The 20,002-nt window shown below is 35.0% G+C and carries 18 protein-coding genes; 13 read left to right on the plus strand and 5 right to left on the minus strand.

The window, feature by feature from the left end:
* Positions 1-15: 15 nt before the first annotated feature.
* Positions 16-1,548 carry a C40 family peptidase gene (locus tag RV15_RS15315; protein ID WP_071878882.1) on the minus strand — a complete coding sequence of 511 codons (1,533 nt, stop codon included), beginning with the start codon at positions 1,546-1,548 and terminating at the stop codon, positions 16-18.
* 307 nt (positions 1,549-1,855) lie between these two features.
* Between RV15_RS15315 and RV15_RS15320 the strand changes: the two genes are divergently transcribed.
* Together RV15_RS15320 and RV15_RS15325 are read left to right on the plus strand one after the other, a co-directional pair.
* The gene (locus RV15_RS15320) at positions 1,856-3,001 is read left to right on the plus strand and encodes an AI-2E family transporter (protein WP_071878883.1); all 1,146 of its coding nucleotides are present in this window, start codon (positions 1,856-1,858) and stop codon (positions 2,999-3,001) included.
* 244 nt (positions 3,002-3,245) lie between these two features.
* A complete protein-coding gene (locus tag RV15_RS15325) occupies positions 3,246-4,625 on the plus strand; it encodes a hemolysin family protein (RefSeq protein WP_071878884.1) in 1,380 nt (459 codons plus the stop codon).
* 89 nt (positions 4,626-4,714) lie between these two features.
* Here the strand turns inward: RV15_RS15325 and RV15_RS15330 are convergent, their stop codons facing one another.
* The gene (locus tag RV15_RS15330; RefSeq protein WP_071878885.1) at positions 4,715-6,205 is read right to left on the minus strand and encodes a helix-turn-helix domain-containing protein; all 1,491 of its coding nucleotides are present in this window, start codon (positions 6,203-6,205) and stop codon (positions 4,715-4,717) included.
* A 510-nt stretch (positions 6,206-6,715) separates the two neighbouring features.
* Here RV15_RS15330 and RV15_RS15335 point away from each other — a divergent pair.
* Together RV15_RS15335 and RV15_RS15345 are read left to right on the plus strand one after the other, a co-directional pair.
* The gene (locus RV15_RS15335; protein ID WP_071878886.1) at positions 6,716-8,293 is read left to right on the plus strand and encodes a peptide chain release factor 3; all 1,578 of its coding nucleotides are present in this window, start codon (positions 6,716-6,718) and stop codon (positions 8,291-8,293) included.
* Between the two features lie 217 nt (positions 8,294-8,510).
* The gene (locus RV15_RS15345; protein ID WP_071878888.1) at positions 8,511-9,170 is read left to right on the plus strand and encodes a CatB-related O-acetyltransferase; all 660 of its coding nucleotides are present in this window, start codon (positions 8,511-8,513) and stop codon (positions 9,168-9,170) included.
* Between the two features lie 55 nt (positions 9,171-9,225).
* Here RV15_RS15345 and RV15_RS15350 read toward each other — a convergent pair whose 3' ends face one another.
* Both RV15_RS15350 and RV15_RS15355 read right to left on the minus strand, forming a co-directional pair.
* On the minus strand, positions 9,226-9,540 hold the full coding sequence (locus RV15_RS15350; protein ID WP_071878889.1) for a DUF1827 family protein: 315 nt from the start codon (positions 9,538-9,540) through the stop codon (positions 9,226-9,228).
* 202 nt (positions 9,541-9,742) lie between these two features.
* Positions 9,743-11,986 carry an ATP-dependent Clp protease ATP-binding subunit gene (locus RV15_RS15355; RefSeq protein WP_071878890.1) on the minus strand — a complete coding sequence of 748 codons (2,244 nt, stop codon included), beginning with the start codon at positions 11,984-11,986 and terminating at the stop codon, positions 9,743-9,745.
* A gap of 330 nt (positions 11,987-12,316) precedes the next feature.
* Here RV15_RS15355 and RV15_RS15360 point away from each other — a divergent pair, with 330 nt between their 5' ends.
* The 6 genes from RV15_RS15360 (at position 12,317) to RV15_RS15385 (ending at position 17,344) form a co-directional block, all read left to right on the plus strand.
* On the plus strand, positions 12,317-12,508 hold the full coding sequence (locus RV15_RS15360) for a hypothetical protein (RefSeq protein WP_071878891.1): 192 nt from the start codon (positions 12,317-12,319) through the stop codon (positions 12,506-12,508).
* A gap of 173 nt (positions 12,509-12,681) precedes the next feature.
* The gene (locus RV15_RS15365) at positions 12,682-12,948 is read left to right on the plus strand and encodes a phosphocarrier protein HPr (protein WP_071878892.1); all 267 of its coding nucleotides are present in this window, start codon (positions 12,682-12,684) and stop codon (positions 12,946-12,948) included.
* On the plus strand, positions 12,948-14,675 hold the full coding sequence (gene ptsP / locus RV15_RS15370) for a phosphoenolpyruvate--protein phosphotransferase (protein WP_071878893.1): 1,728 nt from the start codon (positions 12,948-12,950) through the stop codon (positions 14,673-14,675). The genes RV15_RS15365 and ptsP overlap by 1 nt, the downstream gene beginning before the upstream one ends.
* 850 nt (positions 14,676-15,525) lie before the next feature.
* Complete coding sequence (locus RV15_RS15375) at positions 15,526-16,494, plus strand: DUF1002 domain-containing protein (RefSeq protein WP_083429216.1); 969 nt, start codon at positions 15,526-15,528, stop codon at positions 16,492-16,494.
* 137 nt (positions 16,495-16,631) lie between these two features.
* Positions 16,632-17,051 carry a GNAT family N-acetyltransferase gene (locus RV15_RS15380; protein ID WP_071878894.1) on the plus strand — a complete coding sequence of 140 codons (420 nt, stop codon included), beginning with the start codon at positions 16,632-16,634 and terminating at the stop codon, positions 17,049-17,051.
* 32 nt (positions 17,052-17,083) lie between these two features.
* Positions 17,084-17,344, plus strand: coding sequence for an AbrB/MazE/SpoVT family DNA-binding domain-containing protein (locus RV15_RS15385; protein ID WP_071878895.1), 261 nt, complete (start codon positions 17,084-17,086; stop codon positions 17,342-17,344).
* Between the two features lie 50 nt (positions 17,345-17,394).
* On the opposite strand, the gene RV15_RS15390 is transcribed toward RV15_RS15385, so the two are convergent.
* Positions 17,395-17,667: a hypothetical protein gene (locus tag RV15_RS15390; RefSeq protein WP_071878896.1), complete on the minus strand. Its 273-nt coding sequence runs from the start codon at positions 17,665-17,667 to the stop codon at positions 17,395-17,397.
* Positions 17,668-18,610: 943 nt separating this feature from the next.
* Between RV15_RS15390 and RV15_RS15395 the strand changes: the two genes are divergently transcribed.
* The 3 genes from RV15_RS15395 to RV15_RS15405 form a co-directional block, all read left to right on the plus strand.
* A complete protein-coding gene (locus tag RV15_RS15395) occupies positions 18,611-18,892 on the plus strand; it encodes a TIGR04197 family type VII secretion effector (protein ID WP_071878897.1) in 282 nt (93 codons plus the stop codon).
* A 127-nt stretch (positions 18,893-19,019) separates the two neighbouring features.
* Positions 19,020-19,394, plus strand: coding sequence for a DUF3958 family protein (locus RV15_RS15400; RefSeq protein WP_071878898.1), 375 nt, complete (start codon positions 19,020-19,022; stop codon positions 19,392-19,394).
* The coding region (locus RV15_RS15405) for a T7SS effector LXG polymorphic toxin (protein ID WP_071878899.1) at positions 19,384-20,002 on the plus strand (619 nt) is incomplete at its 3' end. The genes RV15_RS15400 and RV15_RS15405, both read left to right, overlap by 11 nt.

Below are 20,002 nucleotides of genomic sequence, written 5' to 3' on the forward strand. Positions count from 1 at the left end.
TAACTAAGTGATAGGTCAATGTTTAATTGATACGCCTGTTTTATTGACATAACCTATCCACTTCTGAGTGTTGTCATATAAAGAATAGTAAACTTCCTCAGAAAAATGATTGTATCGACCTTGCGCATGATAAGTTTTTTGATAAAGACTGTTAGTACTGCCTTTTTTAGCAGAGAAATCATTGATATTGCCCCAAATAGTGTAGTCCTTTTTTGTAATCGTTACGTATTCATTGTTACGCATCCAAATACCTTGTTTACCGTCCGCTTTTGCGACATCTTTTTTATTAACGTACCCAATCCAAACATTTTTATTATCATATAAGGAATAGAAGACCTCACCAGAAAAGTGATTGTACTTCCCTTGTGCATGATAGGTTTTTTGATAAAGGCTGTTAGTATTACCTTTTTTAGCAGAGAAATCATTGATATTGCCCCAAATAGTAGAGTCTTTTTTGGTGACAGTAACGAATTCATTATTATACAACCAAAGACCTTGTTTTCCGTCTACTTTTTTTACAGCTTTAGCATTTATATAGCCTTGCCAAGTTCCTTTACTATCATATAAAGAATAATAAGTATCACCATTAGAATGATTATATCTGTATTTGGCTTGGTATGTATTAGTGAGTAATTTATCAGAAGTATTTTTCTTAGCCCAGTTAAATGAACTAAATAGATTGTAGCCTTTTTGGGTGATTGTGACATAGCTACCGTCATTAATAGGATTTCCTTGTGGATTAGAATTCCCAAGGTTCATTTTTAGTGCAAAACTTGGCGGAAATGCTGACCACCAAATCGGTGATTGTTCAACATTCGTGTCAAAATTAGGTGCGTGGATATATTGCTCATTACCAATATATATCGCTACATGATAAGTTGCGCCTGAACTTCCCCAAAAAAGTAGATCACCTGGTTCTAATTGAGAAATATTCGCTTTAGAAATATTGACTTTAGTACCCGATTTTTCTTGAGGTACAGTCCAGTCCCCAATGTTTTTTCCAGTTACTTGTAAAAATACATAACGAGACAGACCTGAGCAGTCGAATTTATTTGGTCCTAAGCGGTCAGGATAATTTTGTGTATAAGGTTTACCTATATGTTTTTTTGCCTCAGCTACAATTTGATCTCTTTGATTGCTTGCTTTAAATAGCGAACGCACTTCAGGTGCAGTATATTGAGAAGGCGAAGGCGATAAGCTGGCTAATGTTTCAATAAATGACTTGTATTCTTCAAAAGATAAGACTTGATTGCGAGAATCAGTTTCAAATTGTTTTCTTAATTCATCTTCATTGTTATAAAGAGGAGAAGGGCTTGTGGTGGTACCTTCTTGATCACTTTGACTAGACTCAATTGTTTGTTCAGGACTTGTGATAGTTGCTTCTGTACTAAGGGATGATTCACTAGTACTTTCAGTTGTTGAGTCGCTACCTAGACTTGCATTTTGGGACATATCAGTTGAAGTACTGTCAGCAAAAACGGTAGTACTGCTTGTCATAGAACTGAAAGCTGTAATTAATGCCAAATTGACAATTATTTTTTTTAACATTAAAAAACTCCTTTTTACATTTGTGGAAATAATATCATTATACCACTGTTTTGTAAACGGTTGTTGATTTAAAAAGCAGTGATTGGCGATATGATGCGATCATTTTTTTCATACTAGTTCCTAAGTGAAACTAGCATGTGATAGGAAACGGCTAATATGTAACTGTAAAAAGTATTGCTATACTATTATATGGTTTTTTATGCTAAAATCTATAAATAAAGACGTATAGATTTCTAATGATGAAAATTTTTTCGAAAGAGATAGCATCTAAATTAGTTCGTTATGCTCTATTTAAGGAGGAGAATCTGTGTTTGAACGTTTAAGACAGTCAAAGTTATTTTTTTGGTCAGCAGAATTACTGGTTATTGCCACATTGATTTTTGTATCATCAAAGATTAATTTCATTTTCACGCCAATCGGAACATTTTTTTCAACATTATTTGCGCCAGTCTTAGTAGCAGGATTTTTGTATTATATTTTGAATCCAATCGTCAATTTATTGATGAAAACGAATATGAAGCGAATTTTTGCGATTTTAATTGTATTCTTACTCTTGATTGTAGCGCTTGTGTTGATTTTAGTTAGTGTGATTCCTAGTTTAGTATCCCAATTATCCAGTTTGGCTTCTAACATGCCGGATGTTTTTAAAAACGTGGAAGCCTGGGTTTACCAAATGGCTGGATTGCCTATTTTTAAAGATTTTGATTTGACGAACTATATTGATCAATTGGATATTTCTTATGGCAAAATTATTCAGCAGTTTATTACTGGATTATCCAGCAGTTTAGGTTCGATCGTATCGACAGTTGCTTCAACGACGATCATCATTGTCACAGCACCATTTATTTTATTTTACATGTTAAAAGATGGGGATCGGATGGTCCCAGGAATTAAACGTGTTTTACCTGAAAAACGACAAGATGATATTGTTGAATTATTAGGTAAATTGAATAAAACATTATCAAGTTATATTAGCGGTCAAGCGATTGAGTGTTTGTTCGTTGCAACGTTTACTGTTATTGGTTATTCATTGATTGGTGTCCGGTATGCATTTTTATTCGGTGTCATTGCTGGTGTGACCAACTTGATTCCTTATTTAGGACCTTATATCGGTCTAGCTCCAGCAGTTTTTGTCACAGTTTTTGATGAACCAGTTAAAGCACTACTTTGCTGTCTGGTTGTGTTGATTGTACAACAAATCGATGGCAATATTATCTATCCAAACGTGATCGGTAAATCATTACAAATCCATCCTTTGACCATCATTCTTATTTTACTTGTAGCCGGAAATATCGCTGGGCTCTTAGGGATTTTCTTAGCAGTGCCATTTTATGCAGTGTGTAAAACAATCGTTGTATATGTTTTTCAAATGGTTCGTAAGAATAAAATGGAAGAACAACCTATCCTCGATCTTCCCGACGAAATAAATTCGCCACAAAGTAAGGAAAAATAGTTAATGAATATTGAAATCATATCTCGTTTGTGATACGATTTTAACGTGACTACCTCATGTAGTCACGTTTTTTTAAAACAAAGAAAGTAACCCTTTCTAGATTTGGGAATTGTCAGTTATACGAACTAAATTTTTGAGAGAAATAGCATGAATAAGATAACAAAAATCCTATTCAGCAATCCCTATTTTTTATTGAAAAAGCTCGATTGTCCATTCCCGCAAACATTTAAGGAGAGAAAACATTATGAATAATGCTGACCCCGAGAGTCAGTCGCTTATCGCGCAAATTTTACTATTGGTTGTTTTAACATTGATCAACGCTTTTCTTGCAGCATCAGAAATCGCGGTAGTTTCTGTAAATAAGAATCGTGTCGAACAAAAGGCTGAAGAAGGCGATGCAAAGGCTAAGAAATTATTAAAAGTTTTGCAAGATCCTACAAGCTTTTTATCGACGATCCAAGTTGGTATCACTTTAGTCAATATTTTATCTGGTGCCTCATTAGCGGATTCATTATCAGCCAAATTAGCACCTGTCCTTGGCGGTGGCGCTGCAGCGAAAAATATTGCAAATATTATTATTTTAGCTTTATTGACCTATGTCTCGATCGTTTTTGGTGAGTTATACCCAAAACGAATTGCAATGAATAAATCAGAAGAAGTAGCTCAAGCTACATCAGGATTTGTGCGTGTGATCGGCGTTGTTGCTAAACCGTTCGTATGGTTATTATCTGCTTCAACGGATTTGCTTTCAAAGATTACACCAATGAAATTTGATGATGCTGATTCAAAAATGACGCGTGATGAAATGCGTTATATGTTGGAGTCAGAAGGTGTTTTAGATAATGATGAGCTGGAAATGCTCCAAGGTGTCTTTTCTTTAGATACAAAAGTGGCACGTGAAGTCATGGTTCCACGTACAGATGCATTTATGATTGATATTTCCGATGATATCCAAGAAAATATCGATGCAGTGTTATCAGAAAATTATTCAAGAATTCCAGTATATAACGAAGATAAAGACAAAATCGTTGGTGTTCTTCATACTAAGAACTTATTAAAAGCAGCCCATAAATTAGGCTTTGATAAGATTCAACTAAAAAATATTATCCAAGAACCGCTGTTTGTTCCAGAAACGATTTTTATTGACGATCTATTGTATGAACTAAAACGAACGCAAAATCAAATGGCCATTTTATTAGATGAATATGGTGGTGTGGTTGGTTTAGCTACATTAGAAGATCTACTAGAAGAGATTGTTGGAGAAATTGATGATGAGACAGATGAAGTCGAAAATTTATATGCTAAGATCGATGATCACGAGTATTTAGTTCAAGGAAGAATGCTGATTGATGAATTCAATGAAGTGTTTGGAACAGATTTACACATGAGTGATGTTGATACAATGGCAGGGTATTTAATAACGGCATTAGGTACGATTCCTGATGAAGAGGAGAAACTGTCGTTTGATGTTGGTAATCTTACATTGACCTCAGAAGAAATGGAAGGAACACGTGTTTTAGCGTTAAAAGTTGTTTTCCATGATGAAGATATCGTTGATGAAGAACCAGAAGAATACCGTCGTTTCTTCCGTAAAGAAATGGAAGATGACGAGCCAAGAAGATAAAAGAACTACTTTTACTCCAGCAGTTTATCTGGAGTTTTTGAGGCTGGGATGTGACTCGTAGAGTTACGTCCCAGCCTTCTTCTTTTTTCTTAGCTTGGATTGACACCTTTGGTATTATGCACCGCTTTGATCGCTTGGTAGAGACCAATGTATTGTTCATCATTATTTGCTGAGAAGCGAAAAACAAATGATGGTAAATGGCATTCTTCTGGAATTAAATAAGATGAGGTAGCCACAATAAAATCTAAAGAAGAAAATTTATTCTGTTCATAGGCGACTAATTGAACAAATGGCAACTCCTCAATAAATTGCGTCAACGGTTGAATAAGTAAGTAGTTCGACTCAGCGATTAAAGCAATACGTACGACCTTGTTTGCTTGAAATGATTCATAAAGCGGAACGAGTAAAGCAGCCAGAGTATCTGATAATTGCTCAATGTTATTTTTGAGCCAAGCAAAGTTCTTTCTTTTGGCAATTTTTTGAAACAAAGCTTTAAAATGCGTTAACAATTGATAGTAGTATTCATTTTTTGAATATAAAGAATGGTTGATCAAGTGAAATAATGTTGGAAATGGTTGTTCACTGATCGCTGTTGAGAAAATAATATTAGCTGTATTCCCAAAAAGAATCGGAGCATCATCCCAAGAAAAGTCGTTAGGCATAAATTTTTCACCAAATAACGTACAAAATTCTTCAAATAGTTTAGTAGCCGAATTGATATGAGTGTCTAAATAGGTGCCCAATAGTGAAAGACGGTGGTCATTATTTCTAAAAAAGTTCGGCGTAGCAATCAACAAATAAGCTGCATATTGGGCTTCAGCTGCCAATTGATTTGTTTCACTGATTAAATCACCAAAGAAAATTTTTGCATAAATGGGACTTGTTGGAATATAAGGATCGATCGTTGTTTTTTCTGTCAATACATTACCTGACAATACTCTTAGATAAATGATATCCAGTATCAGAGTGATTTGTTTATCCGCAGAATAGCTGTAGCTATCAGGGAAATACGGACTGATTACTTTGGTAATGTCTTCATAAGCGATTGGATTGTTTGGGATTTTTGGTAGATGGGTCCCTTGAGAAGCGAGCCAAATTAATGTATATAACGTTATTCGAATAACGCGTTCATCACCATAAAGAGTTAATTGAGACGTGTTCATCTTAATATTGAATTGTTTAAAGTAGTCACTTAATAACTTAGATTTTCGAACTACAGTCGCTTTACTATGGTAATTTTTCTCGCAAAACTTAGTTAAATCATCCGTTGGATAAAAGAGAATCGAAATTAGCAATTGATAAGGAATACTTTGAGTAATTAAATACTGATAGTATCTATCATAGGACATATCTTGTTTATAGCAAACCCCACTGTCATGAAGTATTTCAATCTTTTCATGAGCTAATGTTGTGAGATCTTGTTGAAGCAATTCTAGCAGATAAACGACTCGACTGTATGAGTAATCGAGCTTATTTTCAAAAAAATTGATACTGTGTTCTTTATCAGAAAATCGAGTTAATAATTTAAATAAAATCAATTTTCGTTTGGCGGTATCTTCTAACATCATGGCTTCCAGCATTTTTTTCTCCTTTAAAGTAAATTTATCAATAAAGTAAAAAGTATGGACTTAATTTGAATAATTTATTAAAAAAATGATTATTTAATAACGATGGTATTGGCGATAATGTTGAAATATAAGTTATATATGATTGAAAAATAACGTATATAAAAAATGAATAACTGCTTTAGTCACGAATTTACGACATTTGCACTATTGGAGAGCTGACTTTATACTTGATTTAGTTAAGTGTAAAACAATTCTTAGTAATAAAGCTAGTTTTTTTAGTTATTTAATCTAAGGTTTATTTCTTCCCCAATTAATAGAGATCAAGACAAAATTCATTGAGTTTTGTTTTGATCTCTTCGATTTTTTTCTGAAACTTAGCTAAAGACTTTGAAAACTACGGTAATTCCATGATATACTACACTAGTTGAATAATAAAGAGTAGGGAGAATTTTCCGATGTAGAGATCCTTTAAATAAAAAATGATGTTTTTTCTTAGAAAATAATAATAGATTGGAGTAACAAATGAATAATCCACATTTAAAAGAACAAGTAGATAGCCGTCGTACATTTGCGATTATTTCCCATCCAGATGCTGGTAAAACGACGATCACAGAACAGCTTTTATTATTTGGGGGAGCGATCCGCCAAGCTGGAACTGTTAAAGGTAAGAAAACAGGGAACTTTGCAAAATCTGACTGGATGGAAATTGAAAAACAAAGAGGAATTTCTGTAACCAGTTCTGTGATGCAGTTTGATTATGATGGAAAACGTGTCAATATTTTAGATACACCTGGACACGAAGACTTTTCAGAAGATACGTATCGGACTTTGATGGCCGTGGATAGCGCCGTTATGGTAATTGATAGCGCTAAAGGGATCGAAGCCCAAACAAAGAAATTATTCCAAGTTGTTAAAAAGCGTGGAATCCCGATTTTTACCTTTATCAATAAATTAGATAGAGATGGTCGTGAACCGTTAGAGTTACTTGAAGAATTAGAAGAATTGTTAGATATTGAATCTTACCCAATGAATTGGCCAATCGGTATGGGAAAAGGGCTGCATGGGTTATATGATATCTACAACAAACGTGTAGAAGTTTATCGACCTGAAAATAATAATGGTGAACGCTTTATTCCATTAGTGGATGGTGATATTCCAAGTGATTTGCCATTACACCAAGACAGTGTTTATAGACAAGTATTGGAAGAAGTTGAGCTATTAGTCGAAGCAGGCGATGAATTTGATACGGAGAAAATCGCACGTGGGGATCAAACACCTGTCTTCTTTGGTTCAGCCTTAACCAATTTTGGGGTACAGACAATGTTAGAAACTTTCTTACAGTTTGCTCCCGCGCCTTATGCTCATAAGACTGAAGCTGGGGAAGAAGTTAGCCCTTATGAAGAAGAATTTTCTGGCTTTGTGTTTAAGATCCAGGCCAACATGAATCCTGCTCACCGAGATCGGATTGCTTTTGTCCGGATTTGTTCAGGCACATTTGAACGTGGCATGGACGTTATTCTTGGTAGAACAGGTAAGAAAATCAAGTTAAGTAATGTAACACAATTTATGGCTGATGCCAGAGAAAATGTTGAGGAAGCCGTAGCCGGAGATATTATCGGAATCTATGACACTGGTAACTATCAAATTGGTGATACGCTGTACGAAGGAAAATTAAAAGTTCAGTATGAAGAACTACCATCATTTACGCCAGAACTATTTATGAAAGTCAGTGCTAAAAATGTGATGAAACAAAAATCATTCCATAAAGGTATTAATCAACTCGTTCAAGAAGGTGCTATTCAACTATATAAAACCTATTTAACAGAAGAATATATTCTGGGGGCTGTTGGACAATTGCAATTTGAAGTGTTCCAACATCGTATGCTGAATGAATACAATGCTGAAGTGATCATGACACCAATGGGCTCAAAAATCGCTCGTTGGATCGATCCAGCTGATTTAGATGAACGAATGAGTTCTAGTCGAAATATTTTAGCTCGCGATCGTTTTGACCAACCATTGTTCTTGTTTGAAAATCAATTTGCTATGCGTTGGTTTGCGGATAAATATCCAGATGTTGAATTGAAGAGTTTGATGTAAGAGTATATTTAAATGAATGATCATAACCGTTTTTATCGATTCTGAATTGATAAAAATGGTTTTTTTATTATTTGACATTAAAGTAAGTTATACGTATAATCAACAACATTATTGGAGTGATAAATATGAGTCGTCGTTTAAGACAATTAAAAAATGTTTCAGTGGTAATACGCTTCTAAGTCAAAAGAAAAATCAAACTTAGAAGCGAGGAAGAAAAATGACAAATAATCATAATTTTGAAAAATGGTCAGACACAATGTACTTAAAGGATTTGGTGACGAATCCATTGATCGAGGTAGGCGAGTGTTCTTATTACTCTGGCTATTATGGCAGTCAAGAGTTCGAGAATGGTTGTGTTCGTTATCTTTGGGGAGATCCATCGACAAGAGCAGCCTTTGATCCGGTAAAAGACATGGGTTGGCATCTAGATAAATTGATCATTGGAAATTATGTGTGTATTGCGGCTGGTGCCACGATTTTGATGGGTGGTAATCATAATCACCATCCAGACTGGATTACTGTTTATCCTTTTGCGAGTCATGTAGAGAAATCTTATGAGCCAAAAGGGAATACAGTTATTAAAAGTGATGCGTGGATTGGGATGAATGCGATGATCATGCCAGGTGTTACGATTGGTGAAGGAGCTGTGATTGCAGCTGGTTCAATGGTGGTAAAAGATATTCCACCGTATACGATCGTTGGTGGTAATCCAGCGAGAGTGATTAAACAGAGATTCTCTAATGACGAAATCAATATGCTATTAGAGCTGAGATGGTTTGACTGGACAAAAGAACAGATCGAAGGAGCACAGGATATTTTGATGAGTGGTTCTGTCGATAAATTGTATCTTTACTATAAAAAACACATCCTAAAGTAAATAAAAAAAGCCAATTTATCCTATCACTGATAAATTGGTTTTTTATTATAGTTATCTAATTTTCAACAAGGCTAGAAGTCATCGGAATCGAAATTTCTATCACATCTTTTAATTCAATGATCGAAATTTGATTGCGGTCATATTTTTCTTTTGGAATGCGTTTCAAGAAATAAGCTAAAACCTCATTGATTTCTGTCTTTCGAACGGCGCGTTTCTTATTTACAATCAATATTTCAGCATGTTGTGCAGCTTCTGTATAAACGACGGTCGTGTTACCCGCTGAATAAACTTTAACAAAGTATGCATCGGTATTTTCTAGTTGTTTATTGACTAACTGTTTGTAGCTATTAGTTACATTGACTAATTTCATTTTTTTCACCTCAACTTCGTTCTTTTTTACATTAATAATAAAAAGCAGAGTACTCACAGAATTAATCGGGCTGGAATAAACTTTCTTAAAATTTGATATAAATCTACTCATCTTTATTATAAATTTTTTTAGCTCAAATAAAAAGAAATTTGTCTTAAAAAACACAAAAAAGTCAATCAGTTTGCCTGATTGACTTCACTTTTTATTCTTTTTCTGTAGTTGCTTCGTTGATATCACTAGGATCTGTGGTTATTTCGCCAGTGACAATAATTTTTCCATCATCATCTAGTTTAGCGATCAATTGATGTTCTTCTGGATGATCTAGGAAGTATTCGGCAATGCCGTCTTCAATTTGTTCTTGGATCGTCCGACGTAGTGGGCGAGCCCCCATTGAAGGATCATAGCCTAAATCAACTAATTTTTCTTTAACATCCGTTGGCACATTGATATGGATTTTTTGATGAGCAAGTAAACCATTGACTTCATCCAGCATCAAACCGACGATGTTCATTAAGTTTTCTTTACTCAATGCTTTAAATTCAACAATACCATCAAAACGGTTCAAGAATTCTGGTGTGAAGAAGTTATTCAACTGTCCTAAAACAGATTTTGTAAGACCATCGCGGGCAGCACCGAAGCCGACATTTGCCTCTGCATTACCTGTTCCAGCGTTACTTGTCATGATAATAATTGTATCTTTAAAGCTAACTGTTCTGCCTTGGGCATCAGTTAGGCGTCCATCATCAAGAATTTGCAAGAACATATGCAAGACATCTGGATGAGCCTTTTCGATTTCATCTAATAAGATCAAGCTGTATGGATTACGGCGAACTTTTTCAGTTAATTGTCCTGCTTCATCATAACCAACATAGCCTGGAGGTGAACCAATCAATTTAGAGACACTATGTTTTTCCATGTATTCACTCATATCAAAACGAATCATTGAATCTTCTGAACCGAATAATTCATAAGCTAATTGTTTGGCTAATTCTGTTTTACCAACACCAGTCGGCCCTACGAATAGGAAGGAGCCAATTGGACGATTTTGTTTCCCTAAACCAACGCGATTACGGCGAATGGCTTTGGAGACTTTATCAACTGCATTATCTTGTCCAACGACATGAGCTTTTAGGTCCACAGCTAGGTTTTTCAGTTGTGTTTGTTCTTTTTCTTTTAAATCACCGACAGGAATCCCTGTTTTTTGTTCAATGATGGCTTCAATATTTTTCTCACCGATCACAGGTGTTTCTTCGTCGCTGATTTGTTTTTCTTTCATTGTTTGTAATTTATTGATTTGGTCACGATAGTAAGCCGCTTTTTCAAAATCTTCCTCTGCAGAAGCTTGTTGTTTTTGTTGTTCAGCATCCGCAAGTTTTTTCTCGATTGTTTTAGGATCGACGATTTGGATGGTCAAGTTCATTTTAGAACCAGATTCATCTAATAAATCGATCGCTTTATCTGGTAAGAAACGATCTTGGATATAACGATTAGATAAAGTTGCAGCGGCTTTGATTGCTTCATCTGTATATTTCACATGATGATAGTCTTCATAGCGTTTTTGCAGACCTTTAAGAATCGCAATCGTTTCGTCTACGGTTGGCTCATCTACACGAACGGGCTGCATCCGGCGTTCTAAGGCAGCATCTTTTTCGATGATGCGATACTCATTTAAAGTCGTTGCACCAACCATTTGTAGCTCACCACGAGCGAGTGCTGGCTTTAAAATATTACCAGCATCCATGTTACCATCACCTGCAGCACCTGCACCGACGATTTCATGTACTTCATCAATGAATAAAATGACATTTTCAGCTTGCTTGATTTCTTCAATCAATTTTTGCATACGCTCTTCAAATTGACCACGAATACCAGTTCCTTGAACTAATGAAACAACATCTAGACGAATAACTTCTTTGTCTAATAGTTTCTGCGGAACATCGCCATCAACGATTTTTTGAGCTAAACCTTCAACAACTGCAGTTTTACCAACACCAGGTTCACCGATCAAGACAGGGTTATTCTTTGTACGACGATTTAAAATTTCAATCACTCGTTTGATTTCCTCGTCACGGCCGACGACTGGATCAACATCACCATTTTTAGCAGCTTGTGTAATATTGATACCGTACTCGCCTAATAAACCATTCGATTGACCAGCACCACCTCTTGGAGGCTGACCGTTGCCGTCACCAAATTGAGTAGGAGGGGTCTGACCGTTAGGATTCCCTTGTTGTTCCTGCATTTGACGAGATAAAGAGCGGTATAAATCATCTAAACTTCCAAAACCAAATGGATCTTGTTGAGACATTGTTGGTTGATTATCGTTTGCTTGTGCTTTTAATTTTTGATAGCAACTTTGGCAATAGTCCAATTGTTTTCTTTGACCATTAACATTTGCATATAAGTGGATCGTTGCTGGATTTTGTTGACAATTTTGACAAATCATAGGATAAAACACGTCCTTTCAAAGTAAGACTAATGATAGTTCAAAGTCATTTAAATAGGTCGAATAGTCTGCTGACCATTTTTGACCTTTGAGAATATTATAGCATCTTTTGGACAAGAATCAAGCAATTGAACTCTGGAATGGTTCAATAAATTAAGTGAAAAAATCATATTGATAAGAATGTTACTTTTCCTATAATGAAAATTATTATGTTTTTATAAAAATAGCAACTTTTATTTATATGAACAATGATAATAATTTAGACAAATATCTATTTTTGTCATACAATATCTTCAGTCTAAAAATAAAAGTGAAAGCTGTGATTAATCAATGTATGAAAATCGATTTGAAGAACAAATCAACGCCTTAAAAGAAGGAACTATTACTGAACTCATTATCGAACCAAAAGATTTTACAGCCTTTAGAGAAGTTTGGAAAAATTTACCCGATCGAATGTCTTTTGTCGGAGAAGCTGGATTAAATGGACGAATTATATATCATTATATGAAGGAAGAAAAATAATTGATCGTTTCATTTGATAAAAAATAGGTGAAAAGTGTTGTAACTACTCACAAAAAATGGTAATCTTAAAAATTGAAAGGGTATTATCCAGATTCTAGTTTCACTTGAAACGTATCAAGAAAGGAAAACCCTAACATAAAAAATTATTTTACTTACGAAGGAGACCGATTTATATGGAAAAGAAAGATTTTCACATCGTAGCAGAAACAGGGATTCACGCTCGTCCAGCTACATTATTAGTACAAACTGCAAGTAAATTCAACTCAGATATTAACTTAGAATACAAAGGTAAATCTGTTAACCTTAAATCAATCATGGGCGTTATGTCTTTAGGCGTTGGCCAAGGTTCGGACGTAACAATCTCAGTTGATGGTGTTGACGAAGCTGATGCATTAGCAGCAATCGTAGACACAATGCAAAAAGAAGGATTGTCAGAATAATGTCTGAAATGCTAAAAGGAATTGCCGCAAGTGATGGTGTTGCTATCGCTAAAGCTTACCTGTTAGTTCAACCTGATTTATCTTTCGACAAAAAATCTGTAGATGATATATCTGCTGAAGAAGGCCGTTTAGATGATGCTTTAGCAAAATCTACGACTGAGTTGCAAGCAATCAGAGAAAAAGCAGCGCAAAGCCTTGGTGAAGAAGAAGCACAAGTATTTGACGCACATTTAATGGTTTTATCAGATCCTGAAATGATCGGTCAAATCAAACAAAACATTCAAGATAACAAAGTTAATGCTGAATCAGCGTTAAAAGAAGTAACTGATATGTATATCGGTATGTTCGAAGCTATGGATGATAATGCCTACATGCAAGAACGTGCGGCTGATATTCGTGATGTTGCAAAACGTATTTTAGCTCATTTATTAGGTGTTACTCTTCCTAATCCTTCAATGATTAACGAAGAAGTCGTTGTGGTTGCCCATGACTTAACACCAAGTGATACCGCTCAATTAGACCGCACGTATGTAAAAGCATTCGTAACAGATATTGGCGGACGTACATCACATTCAGCGATTATGGCTCGCTCTCTTGAAATTCCTGCAATCGTAGGAACAAAAGAAATCACTGCCAAAGTCAAAGAAGGCGATATTTTAGCTGTTAACGGAATCGATGGCGATGTGATCGTTCACCCAACAGATGCTGAAAAAGCTGAGTTTGAAGCAAAAGGCAAAGAATACGCTGATCTTAAAGTTGAATGGGAAAAACTTAAAAATGCTGAAACAGTAACTGCTGATGGTAAACACATCGAGTTAGCTGCGAACATTGGTACTCCTAAAGATTTAGAAGGCGTACACAACAATGGTGCTGAAGCTGTTGGTTTATATCGTACAGAATTCCTTTACATGGATTCTCCAGATTTCCCAACAGAAGATGAACAATATACAGCTTACACTGCAGTACTTGAAGGCATGAACGGCAAACCTGTCGTGGTTCGTACAATGGATATCGGTGGAGATAAAGAATTACCGTATCTTCAATTACCGCATGAAATGAACCCGTTCTTAGGTTATCGTGCATTACGTATCAGCTTATCTGAACGTGGTGACGAAATGTTCCGTACACAAATGCGCGCATTATTACGTGCTTCTGTTCACGGTAACTTACGTATCATGTTCCCAATGGTTGCAACGTTAAAAGAATTTAGAGCAGCGAAGAAAATCTTTGAAGAAGAAAAAGCAAAATTAGTCTCTGAAGGAACTAAAGTTTCTGATACGATTCAAGTCGGTATCATGATTGAAATTCCTGCAGCGGCTGTAATTGCGGATAAATTCGCCAAAGAAGTTGATTTCTTCAGTATTGGAACAAATGATTTGATTCAATACACGATGGCAGCAGACCGTATGAACGAACGCGTTTCTTACCTTTACCAACCATATAACCCATCAATTCTACGTTTGATTAAAAACGTGATTGATGCATCTCATGCAGAAGGTAAATGGACTGGTATGTGTGGAGAAATGGGTGGCGATCAAATGGCTGTACCATTATTGGTAGGAATGGGCTTAGATGAGTTCTCAATGAGTGCGACATCTATTCTTCAAACTCGTAGCTTAATGAAACGTCTAGACACTAAGAAAATGGCTGAACTTGCGGATCGTGCGTTGAATGACTGCGATACAATGGAAGAAGTTATTGACTTGGTTAAAGAGTATACGAAATAAATAGTAATTAGAAGCTTTCGCTGTTCAGAATTTATTCTGAATTGCGAAAGCTTTTTTGTCCAAAAAAATAATAGATAAGTATGTTGAATGTATTTCGTTCTAATGGTAAAATAAATTAAATTTAGTTGCGATAAAAATAGAGATCAAGTAGTTATTTTAAACATGGCTTAGGCGGTAGTGTATAAGGTTAAGTCTTGGCAAAGCTAGAAAGATGGAGAATAGTTATGCTAAATTTATTGTCTACATTATTTTCAATAGTTATGCTTTTTGTGTCAGCTCTTTTTGTTTATTTGGATCTCAAGAAGAAGTTGACCGTAAAAGATAGAATAATTTTCATCGTTTTAGTTTTAGTATATTCTTTATCGATTGTAGTAAAACTGATTTTATAAAAAGAGCATTAGCGTAGTAATGAGGTCATTTTTGTTTTCTTCAGTTTTATGGAATAGAAAAGAACCTTATTAGAAAAAAGCCAACTTCTGTTTAGATGTGGCTTTTTTGTATAAATTGAATTGTAATGACTGCTATCATTTCAGTAACGTTGTCTACTAGAATACAAGCAAAAACTTTAATCATTGCGATTATTGGTGTGGTTCAGAATTCTTGATTGCCAAATTTACAAAGTAATTCCATTCATTAGTTCAGTGTTTGTTTTAGGTATTTTACGATTTTTCACTCGTTGATTAGAAATTGTCATTTAGGATGCTTTTATAAGCTGTAAACCTTATGAAGATGGTAGAATGAGAGTGTTAAAAGAAAATCAATAAAAATTTCTTAAACCTGATGTATCTTAAGAAATAACTAAAACTATTGTTGTATAGTAAGGAACTAGTAAATCTTTTAGGAGGCTTCTATGAAAAACAAACAAAAAAAACTCACTGTAGCGATGACAGTATTGTTGATCTCTACAGGTTTATACACTGGAAAAACAGCATTGGCAACACAAGGTAGCGCAGCAGAAAGTACTTCAGTAAGTACTAGTAATACAGAGACTACGCAAAGTTCTGAGCAGACTCTACAAATCAACGCAGTTGCCTTAGGTAACGCACTGACCCAAGAGCAAAAGGACTTTACGTTAAAAGAATTAGGTATTAAAGGTGAAACACCACAATATACAACGACAGGAAAAGACCTTATGAGTTTTATCCCTGATGGTGGTTTTACACCAGAATGGGCGGTGTATAGCTCTGTTCGGATGGAAACTCAGAAAAAAGGGGCTGGAATCTCTGTAGATATCGCTACACCTAAAAATATTACCAAAATTACAGAAGCTCAGTATCAAAATGCAGCATTAACTGCTGGGATAACAGATGCTAAATTAACCGTTGCATCCGCTGTGCCAATCGATGGTTCAGGTGCTTTAGCAGGTGTTTATAAAATCGTCGAAGAATCTGGTGGGATAATCAATCGAGACCGTGTAGGCGTTGCACAGGACGAAATGGATGTACTATCTAAGATCACAGAAGAAAATAAAGACAAAGATGGCTATTCCGATGAAGCCTTGAATGCAGCACAAGAACAAGCGAAAAAAGAATTGGCTGCCAAAACTGCTGATGGCAAAAACTTGACCCAAGCAGATATTCAAAAAACAGTTGAAAATGCCTTGCAAAGTCAAGGGATCAAAGATGTGATGTCATCAGATCAGGTGAAAGAATTGACGACATTGATGAGTGATATGAAAGATAAAAATATTTTTGAAGATTTTGTAAATCAACTCGATTTGTCTAAAACGAAAGAACAAATTCAAGAGAAATCTAAAGGACTTTGGGAGAATATTAAAGGCTTCTTTAGTGGACTTTGGGATTCGGTTACTGGGAAATAAAATAAGCAAAGATTGATGAGTTAAAACTATTGAATAGTTTTAGCTCATCTTTTTGTAGGTGTGAATAATTAAGAAATGAAACATACTTTTTATTGTATAATCAATCTATAAAGGCATATGAAAGAAGGTTATCAAGGATGATACGTTATGCAACATTAATGGATCTAGATTTTTTAAAGATGCATGATGCTCACATACCTCAGGAAAGACTTCGATTAGCCATTGAGGAAAATAGAATTCTGATTATTGAAGAAAACGAAATGATTGGTTGGCTTAGATTTAGTTTCTTTTGGGAGTCTATTCCATTTGTGGATATGTTGTTTATCTTGGAACCTTTTAGAGGTAAACAATATGGGACAGATGTAATGCATTTTTTTGAACGTGAAATGTTCGTTCAAGGGTTTAAAGAACTTATGCTATCAACTTCCAGTGAAGAGTACTCGCAGCATTTATATCTTCAATTAGGGTTTAAAACAGTGGGTGGATTTTTCCCGATAAATGAGCCTTATGAAATAATGATGGTAAAAAACTTGATTGGGAAAGTTGAAAAAAGGTGATTTTAATAAATAAAATCATGGAGGAACTAAAAATGACTAAAAGAATAAGAAAATCTGAGCGAATAAGAAAGCATGGTAGTACATATGTTATATCTTTACCTAATGAAGTAATTCAAGCATTATCCTTAAATGAAAGTGATAAACTAGATTTTATTATTCGTGATGGACAAGTCTCATTAGAAAAATCTTTAGTGATTAAATCGGAAAATCTATTAGGAACATTTTCATCTGATATAGATTTTTTTATGGATAAGCATGATCAAGTTTTTAAAAAAATGGCAGAGAATAAGTAATTATATAATTTAGGGGCTGATTTATAGAGCCCCTGTTATTGCATAAGTAATTATTTTACATTTACTTCTTGAATTTTTGATGCTTGTTTTTCAGCAGTTAAGTTGAGCTTTTTAAACTCTGTATTAAAAGTTTGGAAAAGTTTTGAACAAGCATAATAATCTTTCACAACCTGTTTCTTATTAATCGGCGTATTTGGATTCGTAAAATACTTCTCCAAAACCGCCAACGGTTCTTGCCATGATTGCAATCGTTCAAGCGTATCTCTAAGATCAATAATATCCTGATAAGGAACAGCTTTAATACAAAGTGCAGAATTTTTCATAAGTAAGTTCTCCTTTTTATTGTTTATTTAAGCAACAATCAACAATTGAGAAAAAGAAAAAACGATAGAGATTGCCGTCTCTATCGTTGGGATGACTAAAAGACTATAGCGCGTTTCTTAGCCCAATTTGAAGAAATTTCAAAAACTGTCTAGAAATTCTTACAAAAATTAGGTACAATAAAGAAGCTAGTGCTACGGTACTAGTAATCAGGCAACTTGGATAGATAGGTCGTTCTGTCTATTCGGGGCTTCATTTACTGGGTGGTACCAGTAGATGAAGTGCCTATTTTTTTTATTCTTTTTCTCAAATTTTATAGGATAGCAACAAAAAAACGATCACAGACTCCCTGCAATCGTTGACAATAGGCAAGTCAAAGAACGTCTATTTTTACTCGTCTGTACTTGAAAGGAGAAGGTTGGTAGTCTTCTAGCATACAAAAGAATGTAAAAATAAGAAAATGACATACACTATTGGCGATTTGCTTAAGCAGGTCGTTCTGTTTAATCAAAACTTCACTAGTTTGGTTGGTAGCCAGATCAGGAAGTGCCAATTATTTAGTTTTATCGTTAAGAGAAACTACATCTAATTCACTCATTTCGTGCTAAGTGAATGATTACTATTTCCCTTGTTAATTATTTCTATCCTATGGCTATTAGTATACCGAAAAAAACAGCTGTTCGCAATAAAAAATCTTACATTTCACGATTAAATAACACCCAAAACCCTCTCTCTTATATATAAGGAAAAATAACAAATTTTTTTCTAACCCCTCCAACTATAACTCACTTTGAAACCTCATTTCGTATTATTTGTTATATAATGAATCCTAAAAGAAATCCAAGATGTTTAAAAAGTTTTTTTAATTACCTAAAAAGTTATTTATTTTTAAATTTATGTTCGCTATAATTGTAATATAATCACAAAGATGAAGGGTGTTTATATATGGCAATTTCAAGTAACACAAGCATTGCAGCAGGAATTTCAGCTTCTTTCAGTCAATCAGCTAGTGCATTAAATAGTATCAGTGCATCAACCGTTTCATCAGGAACCAACGTCTTGGGCAACGCAAATGCAAAACAAGCAATGAATAAATATGAACAGGGATTAAAACTTCTATCTTCTAGCGTCGTTTCAGCTGGAAATAATATTCATTCTGTTGCGAAAGAATTTGAAAAAGTTGATCAGAACATCACTCAACTAACAAATTTAAATAATTTGATCTAGCTATACGAGCTAATTCCTCGGGAAAAAGATAAAAATAGTTTGTGGTAAAAAGCACCACAAGCGATTTTTCCTATTTTCCAGTCGGAGTTGAACGAGCTCGTTTCACTTTCATATTAGGAGGTTTTCGATGAACGAAGTTGAATATGACCAAAAAAATTATCAATTCCGCATGCGTATTGAACAGTTGCAAGAAGATCAGCTAAGTATCAAGAAAGAAAAACGCAAAGTAGAAGAGCAACAAGAAGCTTTTTTCTACTTACAGCAAAAAGAGCAACAAGCGTATGAATTTGTTTTGAATAGTTGTGAGGCAGAGGAACGTGCTTTTTACCAAGACCGAGGAGACGAAAGTCTTTATCTAGCTAAAAAAGTGCAACGAGAACTTGAAGAGCAACAAGTTGAGCTAGAAAAAGAATATCGATTGTTGTTAGATCAAGAAGAATCAGTAAGTGCAGAACAAACTTCTTTTTGGAAGCAAAAGGAGGGAGAGTCAAATGGGACTTAATTTTTATATCGGTGAAGTTCAAGCACAAGCTAATCAAGCTTCTCGAATGAACAATCAAGCAAGTCAAGCCATTGCTTCACTGCAAACGAGTATTCAGTCATTTTTATCAGCGCCTTTATCCAGTAAGGCCTATGATTCAGCTAAAAGCTATTTTATGGTGGCATACACACCGTTGTGTCAATCTGCTATAATGACAGGAGAAGCGCTAGAAAGTGCCAATAAACACTTGCTAAGCGATTATCAGAGCATGGTTTGTGGCATTGATACGATCGAAGATGAAATTTTAGAACAAATTGCTCGTTTTGAAGAAGTGAAACGAGATGTTGAGCAACAGATGAGTACCGCCAAAACAATGCGCCCTGATTTAGAGCGGCGTTATATCAATGCGTGTGAGACTATTGAGAAGCGTCAAGAAAAATTGAGGAAGTTTCATGAATACAATGCACATTCCATAACTATTTTTTCCGACTATGAAGCATGTGAAGCGGAATTTAGTGCAGGCTTGAATCAAGTTGCCAATTGTAAGGCATGGAATCCAGCGACAGGAACGTTTGATATGACTCGTTTAAATATGAGTTGGGCGAAACCAATCAATGAACGCTGGCAAG

Origin of the sequence: Enterococcus silesiacus (genome assembly GCF_001886225.1) — a bacterium.
In the GTDB taxonomy this organism is placed as follows: Bacteria; Bacillota; Bacilli; order Lactobacillales; family Enterococcaceae; genus Enterococcus_L; species Enterococcus_L silesiacus.